The organism is Cyclobacterium salsum (assembly GCF_010119245.1).
GTDB lineage: Bacteria > Bacteroidota > Bacteroidia > Cytophagales > Cyclobacteriaceae > Cyclobacterium > Cyclobacterium salsum.
The window spans coordinates 556629-578984 of sequence record NZ_WNKG01000001.1; the positions used below are offsets into that span (position 1 = coordinate 556629).

Genomic DNA, 22356 nt, shown 5'->3' on the forward strand with positions numbered 1-22356 from the left:
TGCATCAAATGAACCTTCAATCGCCGCATTTGTCTATTGAAATGACCCGAGACATTTTCTATTGCAAGGAAGCCCTCCCATTGGAATCCGGAGAAGTATTGCCTGAATTTCAGTTGAGTTTCACTACCCAGGGACAACTCAACGGAAAAAAAGACAATGTAATCTGGATCCTGCACGCACTTACCGGTGATGCCAACCCTCAGGAATGGTGGGCTGGCCTGGTGGGAGAAGATAAATTTTACGACCCTGCAAACTATTTCATCATTTGCGCAAACTACCTGGGATCCTGTTATGGATCCACCCACCCGCTAAGCAACCGTCCGGAAACAGGGAAACCCTATTATTATGATTTCCCAAATCTTACGACCAGAGATATCGCAGCGTCTCTGGACCGGTTACGCATCCACCTCGGTCTGGAGAAAATAAATACGGTGATTGGAGGTTCACTAGGTGGTCAGGTTGCCTTGGAATGGGCTTTTTCGCTGGAAAACCGGCTGGAAAATGCCATCATCATCGCCTCTAATGCCAAGGCATCCCCCTGGATTATTGGCTTTAATGAGACTCAACGCATGGCCATAGAATCCGATGAAACCTGGGGACGGGAGCATCATGCTGCCGGAAAAAAAGGGCTGGAAACCGCGCGAGCCATTGGCATGCTCAGTTATCGTCACCCGGAGACGTTCATTCAAAGCCAAAGTGAAACCGAAGAAAAAAGAGATCATTTCAAAATCAGTAGTTACCTGCGCTATCAGGGACAAAAACTAGCCAATCGCTTTAATGCCCTCTCCTATTGGATATTATCCAAAGCAATGGATAGCCATGATTTGGGTCGGGCCCGGGGAGGAACCGCCAATGCCCTGGCACGCATCCAATGTCGGGTCTTATCCATTGGGGTAGATACGGACGTATTGTTTACCTGTGAAGAATCCAGGTATATTTCCCGCCATGTAGCCAAAGGAACCTACCGGGAAATCAAATCGGTCTATGGGCACGATGCCTTTTTGATTGAGTACGAGCAGTTACAATACATCTTGCAATCGTTTTATTTGGAAAACAACTCCTGACCGGCAAAAAATACAACTATGATCCCCTATACTCGAATCAAAGAGACTTGCCTGTATATCGATGACCTGGACAAGGCTCTGGCATTTTATCAGGGGTTGCTTGAGATGCCGGTCATTTCAAAAGTCGAAGGCAGACACGTCTTTTTTCGGTGTGGGGATACCGTTTTGTTATGTTTTCTACCTGAAATCACTCAAAATGAAACCACCTTGCCTCCGCACTATGCCCATGGGAAACAACATATTGCCTTTGAAGTAAAGCAGGACGATTACCAGGCGACCCTTAAACAGGTAACCGGAAAAGGGATTGCCATCACCCATGAGCAGGACTGGGGTTCCGGCAGGCAGAGTTTCTACTTTGAAGACCCTTTCGGCCATGTGCTTGAGATCGTTCCGGAAGGTATTTGGGAATAAAACCGGCCAATCCAAGAGCCTCAACCGGTGAGATTACCTTGTATATAATCGTTTTTTAATGCTTTCTTCACAAAGAAACATTGCTCATTCCCTTTTCTTTTAGAATATTGCATAAAACTTTTAATACATCCATGGTACAAAAAATACTCCTTACCTTTCTAGTGACGGTGGTAAGTTTACTGCACAGCCAAGCCCAAAACATGAAATTCCATACCAATAAAGTCATTGCTCATCGGGGTGCGTGGAAAGCGGCCCCCCACCCACAAAATTCATTAGCCTCCCTTCAGCAAGCAATAGATATGGGTTGTGAAGGTTCGGAATTTGATGTTTGGATGACGGCAGATGGGGTATTGGTAGCCAACCATGATGCCGACCATGAGGGAATGATGATTGAAGAAGCTACCTATGCCGAACTCCTGCAAAAGCCCCTTCCTAACGGGGAGAAACTACCAACGGCCGAGGAGTACATCAAAAAAGGGATGACTCAACACGGTACCAAATTGATTTTTGAAATCAAACCCTCCCAAATTTCCAAAGATAGAGGGCAGGAATTAGCGACAAAATCCGTGGAGCTGGTAAAAAAACTAAAATCAGAAAAATGGATAGATTACATCACCTTTGACTATGATATCGGTCTGAAGGTATTGGAATTGGATCCCGAGGCAAACGTCGCTTACCTTACCGGAGATAAAACACCTCAAGAATTAAAGGATGATGGTTTTTTTGGTTTTGACTACAATATTAGGACCGTTAAAGAAAACCCACAATGGATAGAAGCGGCCCAAAAATTAGGACTAACGGTAAATGCTTGGACGGTCAACGAAGAGGAAGACATGCGTTGGCTGCTGGAAAAAAAGGTTGACTTCATCACAACAGACGAGCCGGAAAAATTATTTTCTTTGATCAAGTAAAAATATGAATGCCAGCGATCTAAACCGGCTATCGTTTCAGCTTGGAGCCTTGTTTATTGTCCTTTGCTGCCTGAGTTGCCACGAGCAAGTTCCGGAAAGAAGGGTTAAACATGTGGTTTTAATCGGGCTCGATGCCTTTGGTTCCCGAGGTTTTCAGAAAGCCGAAACGCCAAATATCAATCAAATGGTTGCAGAGGGAGCCATTGCCCCTTTTGCCCGTGCGGTTTTGCCTACTAATAGCTCTCCTAACTGGACTTCCATGCTTACCGGAGCCGACCCGCTTCAACACGGTGTCTATGACAACGATTGGGAATTGGATAATCAGCGGTGGCCTCCGGTGATTGCCACGGAAAAAGGCATCTATCCCAGTCTCTTTAATTGGATAAACGAGCAGCTTCCCGAATCCAAAATGCATTTTTTCTATGAATGGGGTGGGCTTGCGCGCTTGTATGATTTGGAAGGAGTGGATAAGGTTTTTCACGGAAATAGCGGGGATGAAGTCTTTTCCAAAGCGGTAGCGGCTTTTTTCGAAGAAAGGCCTGACTTTCTTTTTATCAATATTGATGAAATAGATCACTATGGACATCAGGACGGGCACGACTCCAAGGCTTATTTCCAATCCATATCCCATTATGATAGCTTAATAGGCGATTTTGTCGGAAAATTAAAAGAAGCGGACTTGATGGAGGAAAGCCTGATTCTGATCACCGGGGACCATGGTGGAATTGGAAAAGGCCATGGAGGCAGCAGTTTGGATGAACTCGAAATTCCCATTATCCTCTACGGAAAAGGGGTTCAAAAAGGCAGGGTTGTAGACAAACCCTGTTACCAGTACGACGCGGCCCCCACCTTGGCCTATGCCTTGGGAATCAGCCCTCCTGATGCTGGGGTGGGCAGGCCGATTTTGGAGGCATTCGACCCGAAGGCAAAATCCGGTACCTTCGTGCCCATGCCGGTCGTGTCTCCATTAAGCGGCTTATATAAGCAAGAAGAACTAACGCTGGAAATCAGTGTAGACGCTCCCGAAGCAGAAATTTGGTATACGCTGGATGGCACGCCACCTTCTGCCGACAATGGAAAAAAATTCGAGAGCCCCCTCACTATTACTGAAAATAGCCTGGTAACGGCTGTAACCTGGATCGAAAACCAAAGCAGCAGACCGGAAATTCAGCAATACAGAATTTCGAATGAACCAGGAAAGGTGAATTGGAAGTATGCGGAAGGAAACTTCACCCAGATTCCTGACTTCGCCAACCTGGATATCATCGCCTCCGGAAAAAGTTCAGAGATCAGCCTCGATGAGATTCCACATAGAGCGGATCATTTTGCCCTGCACTACACTGCCAACCTGGTCATTCCCACATCCGGTACCTACACTTTCTTTTTACAATCGGACGATGGCAGTTTGCTGTTTTTGAATGGAGAGAAGGTTATTGACAATGATGGCTCACATTCCGCCAAGGAAAAAAATGCCAGTCTTCTCCTGGAAGCTGGCATTTTTCCGCTGGAGGTATATTACTTTGATGACATTGCCGGAGAAACGCTGGAAGTATCCTTTGCCGGACCGGATCTTCCCAGACAAATAATTACAGAAGCCTTTTTTCAATAATTTTTAGTAGGAGTGCCTAATGAGGCTAACGGACTACCGTTCGGGGAATGGCTGCTGGTAAGCGGCTTAGCATTTCATTATTCAGCAATTGGGTGACGTTGGTAAAACTGGAAACGTTGATTACGTTATTATTCTGCCTTCCTATCAACACCACTTCCTCCCCCACCTGGACTCCGGGGATATGACTAATGTCAACCATAAACAAATTCATATTGATCAAGCCTACGATCGGTGCCTTTTTTCCGCGAATAAGTACCTGTCCCCTATTGGAAAGGGCTCGTGGATAGCCATTGGAATATCCCAACGGTAACACCGCTATTGACATTTTCTGCGTAGCCTGAAAGGCAGTACCGTATCCGATAAACTCCCCCTTATCTACTTCCCGAATATCCATTACATCTGTCTTCCAGCTAAAAATTCGCTTCAAAGAGGTGTCCGACTTTTTATTGGTTTCGTGCAGATGAGAAAAATAGATATCAGGGCTGGGCCAAAAGCCATACTGCGCCACACCTATCCGAACCAAGTCATAAACCGTGTCTTTCATGGCGAGAGCAGCAGCGGAACAGGCGATATGGCGGAGTATAGGCATGAATTTTTTCTCTTTGCATTGCCGGAGAAATTCCTTGTATCGTTTGTGTTGCCGGTCGATTTTAAACTGATTGCTGACACTTTCGGCCCCGCCGAAGTGGGTACAAAGCCCTTCAAACACCAGCCATTCCTCGTTTTTTTTCAGGTAAGCAATCGATTTGGGAAATTCCTTAGCGTTCATGCCCGTTCTATTCGCTCCCGTTTCCACTTCCAGGTGTATTTTGGCTTTTTTCCCCACTTTTTTGGCTGCGTCCAGTGCCTTGGGCAAGCGATCAAAATAGTAAACAAAGAAGGCAATATCGTGGGCTACTGCCCATTCCAAATCCTCTTCATAAATAATCCCCATTATCAAAATTTGACTCTCGGGTTTGCATACGCTCAACACCTGCTCGGCCTCAAAAGAGGAAGCCACACAAAAGTGATGGATTCCACACTTTTCTGCCATGGGAACAAAAGACTCAATTCCGTGGCCATAGGCATTCGCCTTGACCACGGAAGAGAGAATCGGTTTTTCACCTATCTTTTTTCTAATAAAATTAACATTGCTTTTATACGCACTCTGTTTTAATTCAATTCTAGAAGAATGTTTTACCATTGTTTTTTAATTTCCAGCCAAGTATATGATTTCCCCCAGCTATCTTTGGCTATCTTTTTAACTTTTTCTACTTCAGCTTGAGGAATTTTATCCATGTTGGAGGAAGCCTCCAAATTATTATAGTGAAAGGCATAAACCCTCGCTGCAAACTGATAAAGCGGCAAGGATGATTCACCGTGAATCTCACCGTTTCCGTAGACAGAGGGTTTTATCTCCTGTCCCCAGTCCTGGCGTCCCTCATTATTGGGATTTAGAAAATAAGCCCGAACGTTACCGGATGGATCTTCCTCTACCCGGAGTAGCGACACAGCATGAAACCCAAGCATTTCTCCTTTGGCGGAAGTAATGAAAATGCCCACCGGATTTGGATATACCAACCGATGCCCCCCATTAAACTGCGGATGACACATGGCATAAAATACCCGTATAAAACCATCAAAGTCTACGATGGCATTGGACAGGTAATCATAAGCAGAGGCAAAGCCTATTTGAATCCATTGCCCGTATAAACCCGGATTGGCCCATTTGTGGGGGTCTTCTCCTCTTCCTGTTGCCCTTCGCATCATTTCATTGTACACCCTATCCAACATCGGAACCAGTGTGACCGAAACGGCATCCAGGTGATGATCCAGATTTTGAACCAGTCCGGCCACAGTGGTCGAGTAGCTAATCTCCTGTCCCTCAAATCGAAAGCTCAGGTCATTATGTACCGCAGCTGTTTGCACCATGTGAATCAGCTTTGCCGGAGCATGCTGACTCCACATGCTGATGCCACGGGCACTCTGGCAGGTAGGGTTATTTCCCTGGCCTACACCCAGCGGCTGACCCAGTATCCTAAGCAAGGCACCAATAAGGTATTGCTTGGGGCTTACTTTTTCGTGTGGAGTCCGGGTTGACTTCAAAATGCGGTTAGTAACTTCCGGATGAATAGTAATCTTACACAGATTATAGAGTCCCGACCTTACGGCTTCCCTGGAAATGATTCCGTTTTCAAGCATTTTTGCCAACCCAAAGATGCATTGTGCATTAAAAGGATGAATTACCTGAACAATCAAATAACAGACGAAATCCTTGAATTCATTAAACCGGGCAACACCGGTTGGATTCAACCCCAGGCAAACAGGAATCAGCTCGTGGTACTCTTTGTTCACCAGATGTAATAGTAATGTGGCCTGATACGTACTGACAAGCCCAAACTGAAGCATGCTGTCTCCCATTGCTTTAGCCTCTTTTTCCAGCGATGCGATTGACATCGTCTGGAGTAGCTTGCCATAGGAAACGTGATCCTTGCCATCCGTGGAAGGTGAAGGTTTATAAATAGCCCTCTGAAAAGCTAACAACTCCATGTCTGCAGGATGCTCCGGATTTAACTCAATTTTTTCCTTTACCAGCGCAATGATTCTGCGTTGCTTTTCGGTAACCACCGGTCGCTGTTCACAAATAAGCGTTAACTCTTCCACCAATTTGGATTTGACTTTGGATAACTCAATCTTCTCCAAAATGAACTGGAAAAGCGCATGAACTTTATTAAGTTCATGCTCGCTCATTACCAGCCGGGTTTCTTCCTGAGGTTCATTAAAAACAAATTCCAAATTGTAAACCAAAACTTCCTGTAGGTAGCTATCGGCTTCTTCCTTCTGAGCCGCAGAACCAGCGATATTGCCTTCCAATATAGCCAACATTCTCAACTCACTGAGGAGCTCAATGGTAGAATTTGGATGCCCACTTTTGTAGGTTCCGTTTACCAGTTGAGGTATCAGTTTACCAGGGTGTTCCCATGGGCTGTCCTTAAAGATTCCCGCCTCGGTCAGGTCGGGAACCTTATCATACACTTCTCGTATGCCTTCCAGCTTGCCGCACCAGGTATCCAACTGGCCCATGATTTTTTGGGCCTTCTCTCTCTTTGTTAGCGGGGTCGCCGCCACATAATTCTCAAACAACTCTTCAAAAGATGCCAGGTTACTTTCTGAGATCACTCCTTCTTGCATATATTCTGATTTATTAAACTCGTTTCTAATGATAAAAATCTACATTCTCATAATGTAGCAATAACTCCGTCATTCGGTCGGGATCACTTCCCTTAAAATTAACGGTTCCAAAATGATTTCCAAAGCCTTCCCGATCACTAATCTTTTGACTACTGAGCGGAGGGACCAGGTTATGATCGAGAAAGTACGATTCTTCCTTAAGCTCCTCCGGTATAATCAATTTTGAAATTTGGTTTTTGTGCGGATAAATCATCACATTTCCATAGAATGTTTCCGGCCGGGCATCCAATGGTGGTAAAATTTGTTGAAGTTCATCCTCGCTGAGATCCGGGTCATGACATAAGACAAATGCGCCTAATGCATCAAATCCGTAGGCTTGTCCGCACAGTTCCAAAATATGTCCCCCTGGAATTCTACAGGCAACCTCTCCAAAGCTCAGTTCATCGTTTTCCGTCAAAAACCACTCCGGGTGAATCATACCGTACTGGATTCCGAAAAGATCAACCAGCTTTTGCATTTCCTTCAATATTCTATCCCTTTTGGAATGAAGGTGGTTTCCTTCCGGAATAAAGTTGGAATAACCCAATTTAACGTATTCGGTGATGTTCATGAATCGAATCTTTCCTCCATGGATAAACGCCTCACAGGAAAACTCTTTTCCGGGAAGGTGACTTTCCGCCAAACAAGGGAAATCTTCATCCTGACATTTGGAATCCACATCGGCTTGGGATCGAAGCAAACGATGTCCCACCGTTCCGGCAGAGGCGAAAGGTTTGATATGAACCCAACTGTCTTCTTCTCCATCAACCTGAAGGTTGGCCTGGTTAAGCCGTTTCATAAAGTTTTTTACACCTTCTTTATTATAAACCTCTTCAAAAAGTCCAACACGAAGACCACCAATCAAGGCTTTTCTTTTCATCATAGCCTTGTTTCGAAACAAAAACGCCCTGTTCAACACACGGGGATCATCCCTATACAGAGAATTCAAAGCACCGGCCCATTCTACCGTTTCTTCAAAAAGTGGAACCGCTACGTCTGCACCGAAGGCATCCAACTTTTCTTTCAAATCGAGCGAATTCGAAGAATCACTCCATTCGTTGAACTGGTAGGATACAAAAGGAATGTTGTTTTCTTTGGCATATCCCTCAAAATCAGGATAGGAAACAACTACATACGGTTTGTTGAGTTTTTGCATACTTTCTATTACGGGTAAACTCCAACCCATTAGTGCAAAACATTTTGCCATTTTATATTTTTTGTTTGGTTCGGTTAAACCATGCAACAAAAAACAGGCTAAAGTCAATTTTTAATCAGAAATAAAAAAAACTTCCTATTATAGTTACCTATTTTCTTTATTTAGTGAAAAATGAATACGATAAGTAACATTTACCCCTTCAACTAATGCTTATTTTTCCAGTATTCAACGACGAAAACGCAGGGCATTATTTTTGCGAAATTTGCGGCAAATACAATCTGCTTCTAAAATTTGTATTTTTGATCAAATAAATAAATATTTGTAGGGTTTTCCTATGACAAAAGAGACGCACATATCCTCCCTGATTTACCTGGCCCATGATAATCTTTTTGGGTATCCGATATTGTCTTCCCTCAAAACTTTCAGGAATGTTTTCAGGGCATAGTCCCTGTATACTTTATTTGGTATCCTATGTGGATACTACCTTTTCGAAAGCGTTCAATCATTCATTTCAACAACCTTCTTAGGGCTGACTGTCAAAAAGCAAATCAGATGGGAATAGCCGGTAAGCCCAAAACAATGACAACATGTCTAACCAGAAATTCATCATAAAACCAGCGGCAGAAGAACATTGCCATTACGCAGAGACCATTACTGAAGAAATGGAACGCTCCGCTCAGGCCCGGGGAACAGGAATAGCCAAAAGGTCACCGGAATACATAAAAACCAAAATGAGGGAAGGGAAGGCGGTAATCGCACTTTCTAAAACCGGGCAGTGGGCAGGTTTTTGTTATATTGAGGCTTGGGGCCACGGGAAATTCGTTGCCAACTCGGGCCTTATCGTTTCTCCTGAGTTCCGGAAACATGGGTTGGCAAGGGAGATCAAAAGAGAGGTTTTCAAACTCAGCCGCAAAAAATATCCCGAGGCGAAAATTTTCGGGCTTACCACCGGTGCTGCCGTCATGAAAATCAACTCCGAATTGGGCTATTATCCGGTCAGTTACTCCGACCTCACCACCGATGATGATTTCTGGAAAGGATGTCAGAGCTGTGTGAATTATCCTATTCTGATGAGCAAAAACCGCTCAAACTGCTTGTGTACTGCCATGCTCTACGAGCCAAAAAATGTAAAAAAAGCAGAGCAGAAAAAACTTTCTGCAGAATTTAATAAGAATCTCAGCCTTTTTGAACGCTTAATCAAAATCAAACGGGCCATGTTTCTTAATATTGCCAAAGGAAAAAGAAATGCCCTGGCCAAAGTAAAAGAAAAAGTTAATCAATCATCTTAAATAAAGGTTTGCTTTCGGCATGGCTTTATAACGATAACCTTAAATATGAAAAAAGTAGTTTTAGCATACAGTGGCGGGTTGGACACGACTTTTTGTGCCATCCATCTGAGTAAAGAAAAAGGATTTGAAGTTCACGCTGTATTAGTCAATACCGGAGGATTTGAGCAGGAGGAATTAAAAACCATTGAAAGCAGAGCCAAAAAGTTGGGGGTAGCCTCTTTTAAAGTCCTTGACGTTACCACCACCTATTATGAAGAAGTGCTAAAATACTTGATTTTTGGCAATGTCCTTAAAAACCAAACGTATCCCCTGTCAGTAAGTGCAGAAAGGATATTACAGGCCAAAGCACTGGCGGAATATGCTAAAAGTATCGGAGCGACCGCTGTGGCACACGGAAGTACCGGCGCAGGAAATGACCAGGTTAGATTTGATATGATTTTTCAAACTATCCTTCCACAGGCAGAAATCATCACTCCTATCCGGGACCTTAAACTGAGCAGGGAGGAAGAAATTACCTATCTCAAAAAGCACGATGTGCATATGAATTTTGAAAAGGCGGCCTATTCGATCAACAAAGGCATCTGGGGAACCTCCGTAGGGGGAAAGGAAACCCTTACCTCGGATCAGGCCTTGCCCGAGGATGCTTACCCTACCCAGGTAAGTAAAACCGAAGCGGAGACCCTTACCATTGGTTTTGAAAAAGGTGAAATCAATCAGGTAAACGGAGAGTCCTTTGATCATCCGGTAGCTGCCATCTTAAAAATCCAGGAAATAGCCGGGCCTTTCGGTATCGGAAGGGACATCCACGTTGGGGATACCATCATCGGCATCAAAGGAAGGGTAGGATTTGAGGCCGCCGCTCCGCTGCTGATTATTAAAGCCCATCAGTTGCTGGAAAAGCACACCCTGACCAAATGGCAGACGTACTGGAAAAACCAACTGGCGGAATTCTACGGCAATCACTTGCACGAAGGGCATTACCTCGATCCGGTGATGCGAAACCTGGAGGCCTTTATGGCTGACACCCAAACGTACGTTAGTGGGGAAGTGAAAATACAATTAATGCCTTATCGCTTTAGTATGATCGGTATCCGCTCCGAACACGACCTCATGTCTTCCAAGTATGGAAGTTATGGAGAGATGAACAAAGGATACACCGCAGAAGATGTCAAGGGTTTTACCCGAATTTTAGGCAATCAAACTGCCATTTTTCATAACGTAAACCAGCCGAAAAATCATGACAACCATTAACACGGGAATCGTCGGTGCAGCCGGATATACCGGAGGCGAATTGATCCGGTTGCTGATACACCATCCAAATGTAGCCATTCAATGGATCCACAGCAATAGCCAGAAAGGGAAACCGCTGGAAGTGGTCCATCCGGATCTAATTGGAGATTCAGACCTGGTATTTACAGATCAGATTGCTACCGATGGCCTGGACCTGGTCTTTCTTTGTCTTCCGCATGGAGAAACAAGACCCTTCCTGGAAACCCACTCCTTCGGTTCCAAAACGGTGATCATAGATTTAAGCACCGATTTCAGAGACGAGTCCGATGGTTTCATTTACGGATTGCCGGAAGTGAATGCGTCCCGAATAAAAAAAGCAGGGAAAATCGCTAATCCGGGTTGTTTTGCTACAGGCATTCAATTAGCCCTAGCCCCGGCTGTAAAAGAAGGATGGTGCAACCAGACTCTGCATGTCAACGGTATCACCGGTAGCACCGGGGCGGGCAAAAAGTTATCCCCGACCACTCACTTCAGTCAGCGAAATCAAAATGCCTCCGTTTACAAACTGTTTTCCCATCAACACCTGAAGGAAATCAACCAGACCTTCGGACAGCTGAATCCTGCTTTCGATGGGCAGCTTTTATTTGTTCCGAATCGCGGTAACTTTACCCGGGGAATCTGGGTGACGGCCTATTTCCCCTTTTCAGGAAGCCTGGAAGAAGCCCAGGATGCCTACCGGGATTTTTATAAAGAGGCCGCCTTTACCCATGTCAGCCAGCAGGATATTGATCTAAAACAGGTGGTCAATACCAATAAGTGCATTGTTCACCTAAAAAAGGAAGCGGGCCAATTGGTCATTTACTCTATCACAGACAATTTATTAAAAGGAGCTTCGGGACAAGCAGTACAAAACATGAACCTGGCATTTGGGCTGGATGAAAAAACCGGATTACGATTGAAAAGCAGTGCGTTCTAATAAAAATATTCCCTACGTTTAGATAACGAAACCTTCGACGAATGAAGCTATTTGATGTATATCCTTTAATGCCAGTGACACCTGCAAAAGCACAGGGGGTCTATATTTGGGATCAGGAGGGAAATAAGTACCTGGACTTATATGGAGGTCATGCCGTAATATCAGTAGGTCATAGTCATCCCCATTTCGTAGCGTGCCTGCAGCAGCAACTGGAAAAAATCGCTTTTTATTCGAATTCGGTTAAAATTCCGTTACAAACCGCTTTTGCTGAAAAATTGGGTAACCTGTCGGGATACCCCGATTACCACCTCTTTTTGTGCAATTCCGGTGCAGAGGCCAATGAAAATGCCCTGAAATTGGCTTCCTTTCACACCGGAAAAGCAGGAGTTATTGCTTTTAAAGGTGCTTTTCATGGAAGAACATCCGGGGCGGTAGCGGTAACGGACAATCCAAAAATCGTGGCCCCTTTTAACGCTGGCCATCAGGTGTTTTTTGAAGCAATGGATGACCTGGATGCAGTAGAGAACAGGTTAAAAGCGAACGATATTGCCGCCATTATCATTGAGAGCATACAGGGAGTAAATGGTATCCGGATAGCCGATCCCGATTTTTTACGTGGCTTATCTGAATTGGCCCGAAAATACGAAGCCATTTTAATAGTGGATGAGGTGCAAGCTGGCTATGGAAGAACCGGTAAATTTTTTGCCCACCAGTGGACGAGTGGCCTGGAGCCGGATTTAATCACGGTAGCCAAAGGGATGGGAAACGGGTTCCCGATCGGTGGGGTATTGATCCATCCTACGTTTAAGGCTAGTTTTGGTCTGCTTGGAACCACTTTCGGAGGAAACCATTTGGCTTGTGCGGCTGGAATAGCGGTACTGGAAATTCTGGAAAAAGAAAATCTGATGGATAATGCGGTAACACAGGGTGATTTCCTAATGAAAGCCCTGGCCAGTGAATTTTCAGCCGTAAGTGCCCTGAGAGGTAAAGGCTTGATGATTGGTTTCGACCTAAGAGAAGCCGCTGCTCCTTACCGGACCGAATTGGTCCAAACTCACCGGATTTTTACCGGGAGTGCAGCCACAAAAGAAACCATTCGTCTCCTCCCTCCCTTAGGAATTCAACAGGCAGAATTGAGGCATTTCCTGGACAGTTTGAAAAAAGTAATCGAACCAAATGCACATTTAAATACCACATGAAAAATTTCACACAATTTGATAGCAGTTCCCTGGCAGCATCCCTTATCGATAAAGCCCTGACCTACAAGTCGGCTCCACTACAGGCGCAGGAAAAGGGTAAAGGGAAGCGACTTGGCCTTATTTTTTTAAATCCCAGTTTGAGGACACGGGTGAGTACCCAGCTAGCTGCTTCCAATTTGGGAGTGGAAAGTTTCGTACTCAATATGGATAAAGATACCTGGGCACTGGAAATGCAGGACGGAGTATTGATGAACAAAAACAAAGTGGAACACATCAAGGATGCAGCAGCCGTCCTGGGCAACTACTTTGATTTTCTGGCTATCCGGGCATTCCCTACTCTTACCAATAAGGAAGAAGACAGCCAGGATTTTATCCTCAACCAGTTTATTCGGTATTCAGGTATTCCGGTCATCAGTCTGGAGAGTGCGGTACGGCATCCCTTGCAAAGCCTGGCGGATATGGTAACGATAGAAGAAAACTTTAAAGAAAAACGAAAACCAAAGGTGGTACTTACCTGGGCCCCACACATCAAATCCATTCCTCATGCGGTGGCTAATTCTTTTTCAGAATGGGCCGTGGGCTGCGGTCACGACCTGACCATAACCCATCCGGTTGGATACGAGTTGGACGAACAATTCACTAAGGGAGCTACCATAGAATACAATCAAAAAAAGGCGCTGGAAGATGCAGATTTTGTTTACGTTAAAAACTGGAGCGCTTTCAATCTTTACGGAAAGATTCTCAAAGTAGATGAAAATTGGTTGTTAAACGAAAATAAGTTGGGATCCCATTCCAAGGCAAAAGTCATGCACTGCTTGCCGGTGAGAAGAAACCTGGAACTCAGCGATGAAATTTTGGATGGAAACCGGAGTCTGGTTCAAAATCAAGCTAAAAACCGAATTTTTGCCGCCCAAGCAGTTATTGACAGCTTGCTTTAAAACCTCCTTGCCATGGACATCAGCGTTATCAAAATCGGTGGAAACGTAATCGATCACCCTGAAAAATCCACCCAATTTCTTAAGTTATTTTCAAAGTTCCCCGGTCAAAAAATACTTGTCCATGGAGGAGGTGTCATGGCGAGCCGGATTGGTCTATCCCTTGGAATCGAACCTAAAATGCATCTGGGGAGAAGAATTACGGACAAAGAAACCCTGGATCTGGTGACCATGGTCTATGCCGGACTGATTAATAAAAACCTCGTGGCCGAACTCTACACCTACGGGCAACAGGCAATCGGCCTGACCGGCGCCGACGGCAATGCCATCCGCTCTCACAAAAGACCTGTAACGGGGGGCGTAGATTACGGGTATGTGGGGGATGTCGAGCAAGTACATACCGAGCTGTTGGAATCTTTGCTACAACAAAGCATTGCACCGGTTTTCAGTGCCATCACCCACGATGGCAAGGGGCAACTTTTGAATACAAATGCCGATACCATTGCCTCCGAAATTGCCACGGCTCTGGCAAAAAAACACAAGGTAAACCTGTATTTTTGCTTTGATAAAACTGGTGTGCTAATGGATGCTACCAATGAATCGTCCCTGATACCGCTGATTAATGATGATATTTATAAAGAACTAATCCGGGATCAGGTCATCCACTCCGGTATGATACCCAAATTGGAAAACGCATTCAAAGCACTTAACCAAGGAGTCAACCATGTATGGCTTGGCTTACCGGAGAACCTGCTTTTAGCCTCTAAAGGAAAAAATGCCGGTACCATCATCGAATCCCAAAAGTACGGTTTATACTGACCTAACCCCCATCCTACATTGGAATCCCTCAACCAACTGCATACAGAAGCCCTGGAATTACTTAAGGACCTGATCCGAACTCCTTCCTTTAGCAAATCCGAGAACCAGACAACAGCGATAATCCGTGCCTTCTTTGAAAAAAAGGGTGCCTCCGTCCATCAAAAGGGAAATAATATTTGGGCATATGCAGGTAGATATGATTCTGCCCGACCTACGGTCATGCTTAATTCGCACCACGATACGGTAAAGCCCAATCAGGGATATACCCTGGACCCCTTCGAACCGATAGAAAAAGACGGGAAACTATTTGGTCTGGGATCTAACGATGCCGGGGGACCCCTGGTGGCCTTAATAGCGGCCTTCATGCATTTCCGAAACCAACCTTTGCCAGTAAATCTGCTGATGGTGGCTTCAGCAGAGGAAGAGATCAGCGGAAAGGGTGGTATTGAATCCCTGATTCCGGAACTCCCTGAATTGAGCGTTGCCGTAGTAGGCGAGCCGACCCAATTAAAAATGGCGGTGGCGGAAAAAGGGCTAATGGTAATTGATGCCCTGGTAAAAGGCAAAGCCGGACATGCGGCCAGAGAAGAAGGGTTGAATGCTATTTACGAAGCATTGGATGATTTAATCGCCATTCGGAACTTTCAATTCCGAAATGTTTCCAACTTTTTGGGCTCCAGTAAGGTTTCGGCTACCCTGATCCAGGCTGGTTCCCAACATAATGTGGTTCCCGATCGCTGTACCTACACCCTGGACGTACGTGTAACCGATGCCTATACCTTGGAGGAAGCCCTGAATGAGCTCCGCCAATCGTTAAAAGCCGAACTTCGTCCACGTTCCATGCGCTTAAATCCCTCTCGTATTGATGCTGCTCACCCGATGCTTTCGGTGGCCAGGTCCCTGGGATTGGAAACCTTCGGTAGCCCTACCCTCTCCGATCAGGCCCTGATTCCCTACCCTTCCGTTAAAATTGGCCCCGGAGATTCAGCCCGATCTCATACCCCCGATGAATTCATTTATATAAATGAAATTAAAGAGGGTATTTCCCTGTACATTGCATTACTGGAAAACTATTTTTCCAAACTAACCGAAATCAAAAAATGAAGCTTTGGCAAAAAGACAAAACGAGCAAAAAAGAAGTAGAAAATTTCACTATTGGTCGGGATCCGGAATTTGATCTGATACTTGCCCCCTTCGATGTCACCGGCTCCATGGCACATGCCATCATGCTGGAATCCATCGATTTGCTGACGGCCGAAGAGCTCCGATTACTTAAGAAGGGACTGAAAGAAGTTCGGGAAGAGATCCGGCAGGGTACATTTTCCATCGCACCCGGAGTGGAAGATGTACACAGCCAGGTAGAATTTTTACTCACTGAGCGATACGGAGATGTTGGCAAAAAACTTCACAGTGGCCGCTCCAGAAACGATCAGGTGTTGGTCGATCTGAAGTTGTATTACCGGCAGGCCATCCGTCAAACCCTGGAGGAGGTAGACGACTTGTTTGAGCTCTTGCTTCGCCTTGCCGAAAAGCATAAAAATGACCTGATGCCAGGATATACCCACACCCAACTGGCCATGCCTTCTTCTTTTGGGCTTTGGTTTGGTTCGCTGGCTGAAAGTCTGGCCGAGGACATGCACCTCTGGCAAGCTGCCTATGCGTTGGTAAATCGCAATCCGCTGGGTTCCGCCGCAGGTTATGGCTCCTCGTTCCCGCTAAACAGATCCCTTACTACCGAATTGCTGGGTTTTGCAGACATGCATTACAATGTAATCAATGCTCAAAACAGTCGGGGAAAGACGGAAAAGTCCCTTTCTTTCGCCCTGTCGGCAACTGCAGGGACCCTAAACCGGCTGGCCACAGATTCCATCCAGTATATGAACCAACATTTTGGTTTTATAAGCTTCCCGGATGAATTAACTACCGGATCCAGTATCATGCCCCATAAAAAGAATCCGGATGTATTTGAGTTGGTCCGTGCAAAAACCAATCAAATCCAAAGCTACCCTCAAAGTATCCTGATGTTATTAACCAACCTGGGTACAGGTTATCACCGGGATTTGCAGTTACTAAAGGAAACCATTTTTCCTGCTTTCGAGCAGTTGGTGGATTGTCTCAAAATCACCCGGTTAATGCTCGAAAATATTTCCGTAAAGCAAGACCTATTGGATGATGAAAAGTTTGCCTATCTTTTTAGCGTGGAAGAGGTCAACCGCCTGGTACTTGCGGGCATGCCCTTTCGGGATGCTTATAAAAAAGTAGGTATGGATATCGAAAATGAGCGTTTTTCCCCGGGCAAACGTGTGCAGCATACCCACGAAGGCAGTATTGGAAACCTTTGCCTGGACGCCATCAAAAATAAGATGGACGGCCTGGCCATTAATTTTCAGCCGGCACTTCAGGCGGAACAAAAACTATGGGAAGGGTAAAATCAAATAGAATCCTGAATCAGATAAACCATCGCAGAAGCTAGCAAATATCCTCCCAGAAAGGAAATAAAATAAGGCCAGGTCAAATCGTATTGCCGGTAGAGCGCGTTCCTGGCCGATCTGGTGAATTGATTCAATTTGTCAGACCTTTTTACCGGAAACATGGACAAAAACAAAAGTCCATAACAAAGGGTAAATATTACAAGTGCTACGAATGTTTGCATAACTTTTTACCGTTTGGGCAAAGGTATGTGCTCCTACTGAAAACACCAAAATACCGGGTTGAAATGATGAAGATATATTTGCATGAATCCCAGCGGTTTCGGTATTCATTTGGAGTACTATATAATCAATGCCTCAAATTGAATATATTGAAAAAATCAAACCTCCGGTGACGCCGTTTGTATTTGTATTTCATTTTGGCATAAGTATAATTGGGAACGATCCGGAATGAGAGCACGATTATCAGAAACATCAAAAGCAGCGACCCTATAAATACCACATCAAAACTATAGCCAGCATCCACCACTACTCCGTAAATAGCTGGACCTACAGCGGAACTTAAAACCATAACAGAAGCAAAAATGCTCCGCACCTTGCCAATGAATCCAGCACCAAACAATTCTACCTGAAGGGCTGAAACGATTGCATTTCCAAAGCCTGCCGATGCGCCCATCAAAATCATATAAGGAAATATGACCAGGGGGTCGCTGAATATCCAAATAAACAAGATGGCCAATAGAAACGGAATCAGGTAAAACGGAAAAAATTTCCTTGCTGTGTACTTATCAATCAGGGGACCGGCAAATAGAATGGCCAGAGAACCCGAAATAGCGTAAAAAGTAAGCCCTACCGCCATCCATTCCAGCGTCCAACCCTTGAATTCTGCGATGGCAAACTGATAGAAAAACAACCCGGTAACGGTGAAAGAAAGCACAAATAAATTAGGTGCTAAAAGCCAAAATGTTCTGGATTTCATGATTTCCCATTGGGAAACTTCTTTTTTGAATGAGGAACTGTCGGTAGGACTCGCCTCCTCGTGCACCACCAGTTTTTTCTCATCAATGAAAAAATACAAATACAAGGGTACAACGGCCAACACAATCAGGGCATTTACTAATAAAGATTCCCTCCATCCAAACAAATTAATCAGCCCCACTACCATGATTGGCAATGCTGCTTGACCGAAAGGGTGTCCCAGAGATGCCAGGCTGATGGCCTTTCCCCTACCCTTTTGAAAGTACTTGGACATACTGGTGATGGCAATATGGCTAAATAGCCCCTGTCCGGCGATCCGAAGACCAAAAAAAGCAAGCGGTAGGAAATACCAGTACTGGTTAAAACTCATCAATACCATGGCCAAAATAAAAATAACCGTTGCCATCAGCGTGTATTTTACCAGGCTGATTTTATCGATGTACTTCCCAATTTGTGGTAAAATTAAAGCACTTGCAATCGTAGCCACCATGTAATACACACTGATTTGGGCATTTTGAAGGGTGAATTCTTCAATCAGGTAGGGCACATATAGGGCCAGCAAATAGGTTTGCCCGTATCCGGAAAGACAAGTCATCAGCAAACCAAAAGCCAGGAGTTTCTTATTTTCTAAAACAAAATTCAAATAGTTCATTAAATGACTGTTTTTTCGCTACCAATAAAAAGGCATTCCGGGCTTTTACAAAGATAATTTGTAAAATTAGGGAATAATAATTTTCAAAAAAACCAAATAATATAAAAATGAAAGATAATTTCACAGCCTATTAATACCCTCGTTCTTACCTACGTGTTGCACCCTTGAAATGTGACGAGCCGATCCTTGTAGAAAAAACAAATAATACCTTCCCCGACCATAAAGCAGGCGCGTTTGATGAAAGAGTCGTATTTTTTTCTTTATTTAGCCAATCAAAACCGAAAACATTCCAAATATGACCACCGGATTCCAGCATCTCCATTCTTTCCTGGCCTATATTGTTCTGGCAGGAATTCTATTTAGCTTCGTCCTTGCCCTCTATGGTGCCTTAAGTAACAAAACCTTCACTGAAAAGGACCGAAAATTTGGCTTGATAGGCATGGTGCTTTTACATATTCAATTATTGGTTGGAATCATTCTATATTTCCTTAGTCCACAGGGCTTTTCCAACCTTAGCGGAGAAGCCATGGGAGATTCCATGAGCCGCTTGTACGCACTGGAACACCCTCTAATCAATATCCTGGCAGTGGCACTGGTTACCATCGGTTATAGCAGAGCCAAAAAATTGACAGAAAGCCGGAGCAGGTTTCGAAGTATTTACATGTTTTATGGAATCGGTTTTATCCTAATCCTTAGCCGAATCCCCTGGAACGCATGGTTAAATTAATCGAATTACAGCTTGGATAATACCATTTTACTCGACCTGGTCTCAAAAAAAATGCCCTTCGGTAAATACAAGGACAGGTTGATTTGTGATATCCCCGAACACTACCTTATTTGGTTTAAGAGACAAGGGTTTCCGGATGGAAAATTAGGCATCTGGCTTGAAACCATGTATGAAATCCGACTGAATGGGCTGGAGCATTTGCTGGATAAGTTAAAAGCAAAAAGGTAAGCACATTCAATATTGCCATATTGTTGCAATCATTGATAAATATGGATACCTTTGTGTTCGTTTTCAGATTTCCATCATCCAAATTTATCCTGTGAGGATTGTAATTCTTTCCTGTTTCTTCCTCGTTTACCTGTCTCTTTTTTCCCTGGCTCAGGAAAGGTCATTCCTTTCCATTGAGGGTACGGTTAAAAGTGAATCAGGAGATGGTTTGCCTGCGACCATTATCGTCCATGAATTGGGAAATGGAACAGCAGCAGACTTAGAAGGTAATTTCCGAATTGACGGGTTAAATCCTGGAAATTACCATCTACACGTGACCCACCTCGGGTACAAAGCCCTGACCAAGACGATCCGGTTGACCAATGAGGACCTGCAACTTGACCTCAGGTTGGAAGAATCAGCGATTACGCTACAATCGTTAACCATAGAAGCCAACCCTTTCAAAAACGGACCGGTAGAACAGTCCCAAAGCATTGAAGTAGTGGACAGGGAGTTTATGGAGAAAAACAACTCCGGCACTTTCGCCAACGCCCTGGAAAAATTACCCGGAATCAGCACCATCAATACCGGAGTGGGCATTAGCAAACCCGTTATCCGGGGAATGAGCTTTAACCGCATCATGGTAAACGACCGGGGAATCAAGCAAGAAGGACAGCAATGGGGTGCTGACCATGGGTTGGAAATCGACCCCTTCGACGTGGACCGGGTCGAAGTGGTCAAGGGTCCGGCCTCCCTGATTTACGGTTCGGATGGCATGTCAGGCGTGATCAATATCTCCCCAGCTCCCCTTCCCCGGGAAGGGAACACTCAGGGGCATCTGATAAATAGCTACCGCACCAATAATGCCATGAGAAGTCATTCGGCCATGGTGGAAGGAAACCAAAACGACTTTGTTTTTAAAGGGCGAGTGACCCTTCAGGATTTTCAGGATTACCAGGTACCGGCCGACAGGTTCGTCTACGCAGGTTTTGAATTACCGGTATATGATTACCGGTTAAAAAACACCGCTGGTAAGGAAAGACATTTTTCCCTTATGACTGGCTGGCGAAAAAACTGGGGAAAATCCACCCTCACGGTAAGCCGATTTCAGCAAAAAGCGGGCATTTTTACGGGGGCAGTGGGCATTCCGAACAGCTACAACCTTCGTCACAATGGAAATTATGGGGATATCGAATTTCCCAGACAGGACAATACCCACCTAAAAGTAATTTCCAACACCACGATTCAATTGAACGAAAATTGGCTGGAAATCGATTTGGGCTATCAACGGAATGAGCGAATGGAACAATCCCTTCCCCATATCCATGGAGTGGGGCCCACACCGGAGGGAAATTTAGCCCTGGCCTTATACCTCAATACCTTCACGGCAAATGGTCGGTTCAATTACCATATCAATTCCAAACACCAATCCATTATTGGATTTCAATCCTCGTTAATGGATAACCGGTTTGGAGGCTTTGAATTTTTATTACCTGCTTTCCAATCCTGGAGTGCGGGCTTTTACTATTTCCACGAATACCGCTGGAAAAATAATCTAATAGTAAACGCAGGCCTGCGACTAGATGGAGCCCGTCATGCTATACAATCGCACGAACAGCCGGTATACGATCAATCTTTAAATCCTACCGGGGAAATGGTACAGCGAAACCCGGATATTGAACGTAATTTTGCTAATATCAGTGGGTCTACCGGTTTTTCCTGGATCCTTAATGAGCGGAACAATTTCAAATTAAACTTGGGTAGCAGTTTTCGTATCCCTACTCCTATCGAATTAGCCACCAATGGCATTCACCATGGGAATTTCAGGCATGAAATTGGCGATGCCGATCTAAAAAGTGAACGAAGCTATCAGGCGGACCTGAATTTCACGCACTCTGTAGAAACGCTTCTAGTGGGAATTAGCCCTTTTATCGCCTATTATGAGGATTATATCTACCTGGCCCCTACCGGCAGGTTCTCTACCCTTCCCGGTGCCAGCACCCTATGGGAGTACCGACAAAACAATGCCCTGTTTGCTGGGGCCGAGTTGAAATTTCAATGGGCACCGACGCAGGAAATACAGTTTTCGCTTGCAGGAGAATACATTTATAATCAAAACCTGGATACCGGTTTGCCCTTACCGCTGACCCCTCCGGCCAGTGTGTTGAGCAGTATCGAATACTCCTTTCCAGAAACGTTCCGCTTCATTGCAAACAGCTATTTCTACCTGGAATACCGACAAGTAGCCGCGCAAAATCGGGTAGATCGAAACGAACGAACTACTGGTGGCTATGGCTTGCTTCAAGCCGGACTGGGATGGGAAGTCCCTATAGGCTCCAACCCTTGGAAATTTCGAATCAGCGGCCAAAACCTTCTAAACACTTTTTATTTCAATCACCTGAGCAGATACCGTTTACTCAATTTGCCGGAGCAGGGTAGAAATATCAATTTCAATTTAAAGATTCCCTTCCAACTCAAAAGTAATTAAGAAATAAGCGCAAACTTTTTGGAACTCTTCTCCGTTTGTTTTATTATTGCAACACTAATGCATATG

Annotated in this window: 20 protein-coding genes; 15 read left to right on the forward strand and 5 right to left on the reverse strand. The window is 44.8% G+C overall.

Features of this window, described 5'->3' with window-relative positions; translation table 11 throughout:
• The first annotated feature begins 8 nt into the window (after nucleotides 1–8).
• The 4 genes from GJS45_RS02160 to GJS45_RS02175 all read left to right on the forward strand — a co-directional run bounded on the left by GJS45_RS02160 (nucleotide 9) and on the right by GJS45_RS02175 (nucleotide 3995).
• On the forward strand, nucleotides 9–1064 hold the full coding sequence (locus tag GJS45_RS02160) for a homoserine O-acetyltransferase family protein (protein ID WP_162339791.1): 1056 nt from the start codon (nucleotides 9–11) through the stop codon (nucleotides 1062–1064).
• A gap of 21 nt (nucleotides 1065–1085) precedes the next feature.
• Complete coding sequence (locus GJS45_RS02165; protein ID WP_162339950.1) at nucleotides 1086–1475, forward strand: VOC family protein; 390 nt, start codon at nucleotides 1086–1088, stop codon at nucleotides 1473–1475.
• Nucleotides 1476–1606: 131 nt separating this feature from the next.
• Nucleotides 1607–2386 carry a glycerophosphodiester phosphodiesterase gene (locus GJS45_RS02170; protein ID WP_162339792.1) on the forward strand — a complete coding sequence of 260 codons (780 nt, stop codon included), beginning with the start codon at nucleotides 1607–1609 and terminating at the stop codon, nucleotides 2384–2386.
• Between the two features lie 4 nt (nucleotides 2387–2390).
• On the forward strand, nucleotides 2391–3995 hold the full coding sequence (locus tag GJS45_RS02175) for an alkaline phosphatase family protein (protein ID WP_162339793.1): 1605 nt from the start codon (nucleotides 2391–2393) through the stop codon (nucleotides 3993–3995).
• Between the two features lie 25 nt (nucleotides 3996–4020).
• Here the strand turns inward: GJS45_RS02175 and alr are convergent, their stop codons facing one another.
• The 3 genes from alr to GJS45_RS02190 are packed head-to-tail and all read right to left on the reverse strand — an operon-like array spanning nucleotide 4021 to nucleotide 8412.
• Nucleotides 4021–5178, reverse strand: a complete 1158-nt coding sequence (gene alr, locus GJS45_RS02180) for an alanine racemase (RefSeq protein WP_162339794.1) — start codon at nucleotides 5176–5178, stop codon at nucleotides 4021–4023.
• Nucleotides 5172–7166 carry a hypothetical protein gene (locus GJS45_RS02185; protein WP_162339795.1) on the reverse strand — a complete coding sequence of 665 codons (1995 nt, stop codon included), beginning with the start codon at nucleotides 7164–7166 and terminating at the stop codon, nucleotides 5172–5174. The genes alr and GJS45_RS02185 overlap by 7 nt, the downstream gene beginning before the upstream one ends.
• A 25-nt stretch (nucleotides 7167–7191) precedes the next feature.
• Nucleotides 7192–8412: an ATP-grasp domain-containing protein gene (locus GJS45_RS02190; RefSeq protein WP_162339796.1), complete on the reverse strand. Its 1221-nt coding sequence runs from the start codon at nucleotides 8410–8412 to the stop codon at nucleotides 7192–7194.
• A 536-nt stretch (nucleotides 8413–8948) separates the two neighbouring features.
• Here GJS45_RS02190 and GJS45_RS02195 point away from each other — a divergent pair.
• From GJS45_RS02195 to argH, 8 genes are read left to right on the forward strand one after another with little or no spacing between them, the layout of a single operon-like run.
• Complete coding sequence (locus tag GJS45_RS02195; RefSeq protein ID WP_162339797.1) at nucleotides 8949–9650, forward strand: GNAT family N-acetyltransferase; 702 nt, start codon at nucleotides 8949–8951, stop codon at nucleotides 9648–9650.
• A gap of 45 nt (nucleotides 9651–9695) precedes the next feature.
• Nucleotides 9696–10901: an argininosuccinate synthase gene (argG, locus tag GJS45_RS02200; protein ID WP_162339798.1), complete on the forward strand. Its 1206-nt coding sequence runs from the start codon at nucleotides 9696–9698 to the stop codon at nucleotides 10899–10901.
• Nucleotides 10888–11856, forward strand: a complete 969-nt coding sequence (gene argC, locus GJS45_RS02205; protein WP_162339799.1) for an N-acetyl-gamma-glutamyl-phosphate reductase — start codon at nucleotides 10888–10890, stop codon at nucleotides 11854–11856. The genes argG and argC overlap by 14 nt, the downstream gene beginning before the upstream one ends.
• 41 nt (nucleotides 11857–11897) lie before the next feature.
• Nucleotides 11898–13055, forward strand: coding sequence for an aspartate aminotransferase family protein (locus GJS45_RS02210; protein WP_162339800.1), 1158 nt, complete (start codon nucleotides 11898–11900; stop codon nucleotides 13053–13055).
• Entirely contained in the window at nucleotides 13052–13993 is a 942-nt protein-coding gene (locus GJS45_RS02215; protein ID WP_162339801.1) for a Rossmann-fold NAD(P)-binding domain-containing protein, read from the forward strand. The genes GJS45_RS02210 and GJS45_RS02215 overlap by 4 nt, the downstream gene beginning before the upstream one ends.
• Before the next feature lie 12 nt (nucleotides 13994–14005).
• Nucleotides 14006–14809 (forward strand): acetylglutamate kinase, encoded by an 804-nt coding sequence (argB, locus tag GJS45_RS02220; RefSeq protein WP_162339802.1) that lies wholly within the window; start codon nucleotides 14006–14008, stop codon nucleotides 14807–14809.
• Nucleotides 14810–14827: 18 nt separating this feature from the next.
• Entirely contained in the window at nucleotides 14828–15913 is a 1086-nt protein-coding gene (locus GJS45_RS02225; RefSeq protein ID WP_162339803.1) for a M20 family metallo-hydrolase, read from the forward strand.
• A complete protein-coding gene (gene argH, locus GJS45_RS02230; protein ID WP_162339804.1) occupies nucleotides 15910–17238 on the forward strand; it encodes an argininosuccinate lyase in 1329 nt (442 codons plus the stop codon). Before GJS45_RS02225 ends, argH begins: the two co-directional genes overlap by 4 nt.
• 2 nt (nucleotides 17239–17240) lie before the next feature.
• Here the strand turns inward: argH and GJS45_RS02235 are convergent, their stop codons facing one another.
• Nucleotides 17241–17462, reverse strand: a complete 222-nt coding sequence (locus tag GJS45_RS02235; RefSeq protein WP_162339805.1) for a hypothetical protein — start codon at nucleotides 17460–17462, stop codon at nucleotides 17241–17243.
• 125 nt (nucleotides 17463–17587) lie between these two features.
• Nucleotides 17588–18868: an MFS transporter gene (locus GJS45_RS02240; RefSeq protein WP_162339806.1), complete on the reverse strand. Its 1281-nt coding sequence runs from the start codon at nucleotides 18866–18868 to the stop codon at nucleotides 17588–17590.
• Nucleotides 18869–19163: 295 nt separating this feature from the next.
• Between GJS45_RS02240 and GJS45_RS02245 the strand changes: the two genes are divergently transcribed.
• The 3 genes from GJS45_RS02245 to GJS45_RS02255 all read left to right on the forward strand — a co-directional run bounded on the left by GJS45_RS02245 (nucleotide 19164) and on the right by GJS45_RS02255 (nucleotide 22290).
• The gene (locus GJS45_RS02245; RefSeq protein WP_162339807.1) at nucleotides 19164–19595 is read left to right on the forward strand and encodes a hypothetical protein; all 432 of its coding nucleotides are present in this window, start codon (nucleotides 19164–19166) and stop codon (nucleotides 19593–19595) included.
• A 12-nt stretch (nucleotides 19596–19607) separates the two neighbouring features.
• Nucleotides 19608–19823 carry a DUF3820 family protein gene (locus GJS45_RS02250; protein ID WP_162339808.1) on the forward strand — a complete coding sequence of 72 codons (216 nt, stop codon included), beginning with the start codon at nucleotides 19608–19610 and terminating at the stop codon, nucleotides 19821–19823.
• A gap of 91 nt (nucleotides 19824–19914) precedes the next feature.
• Entirely contained in the window at nucleotides 19915–22290 is a 2376-nt protein-coding gene (locus GJS45_RS02255; RefSeq protein WP_235954547.1) for a TonB-dependent receptor, read from the forward strand.
• Nucleotides 22291–22356: the final 66 nt, after the last annotated feature.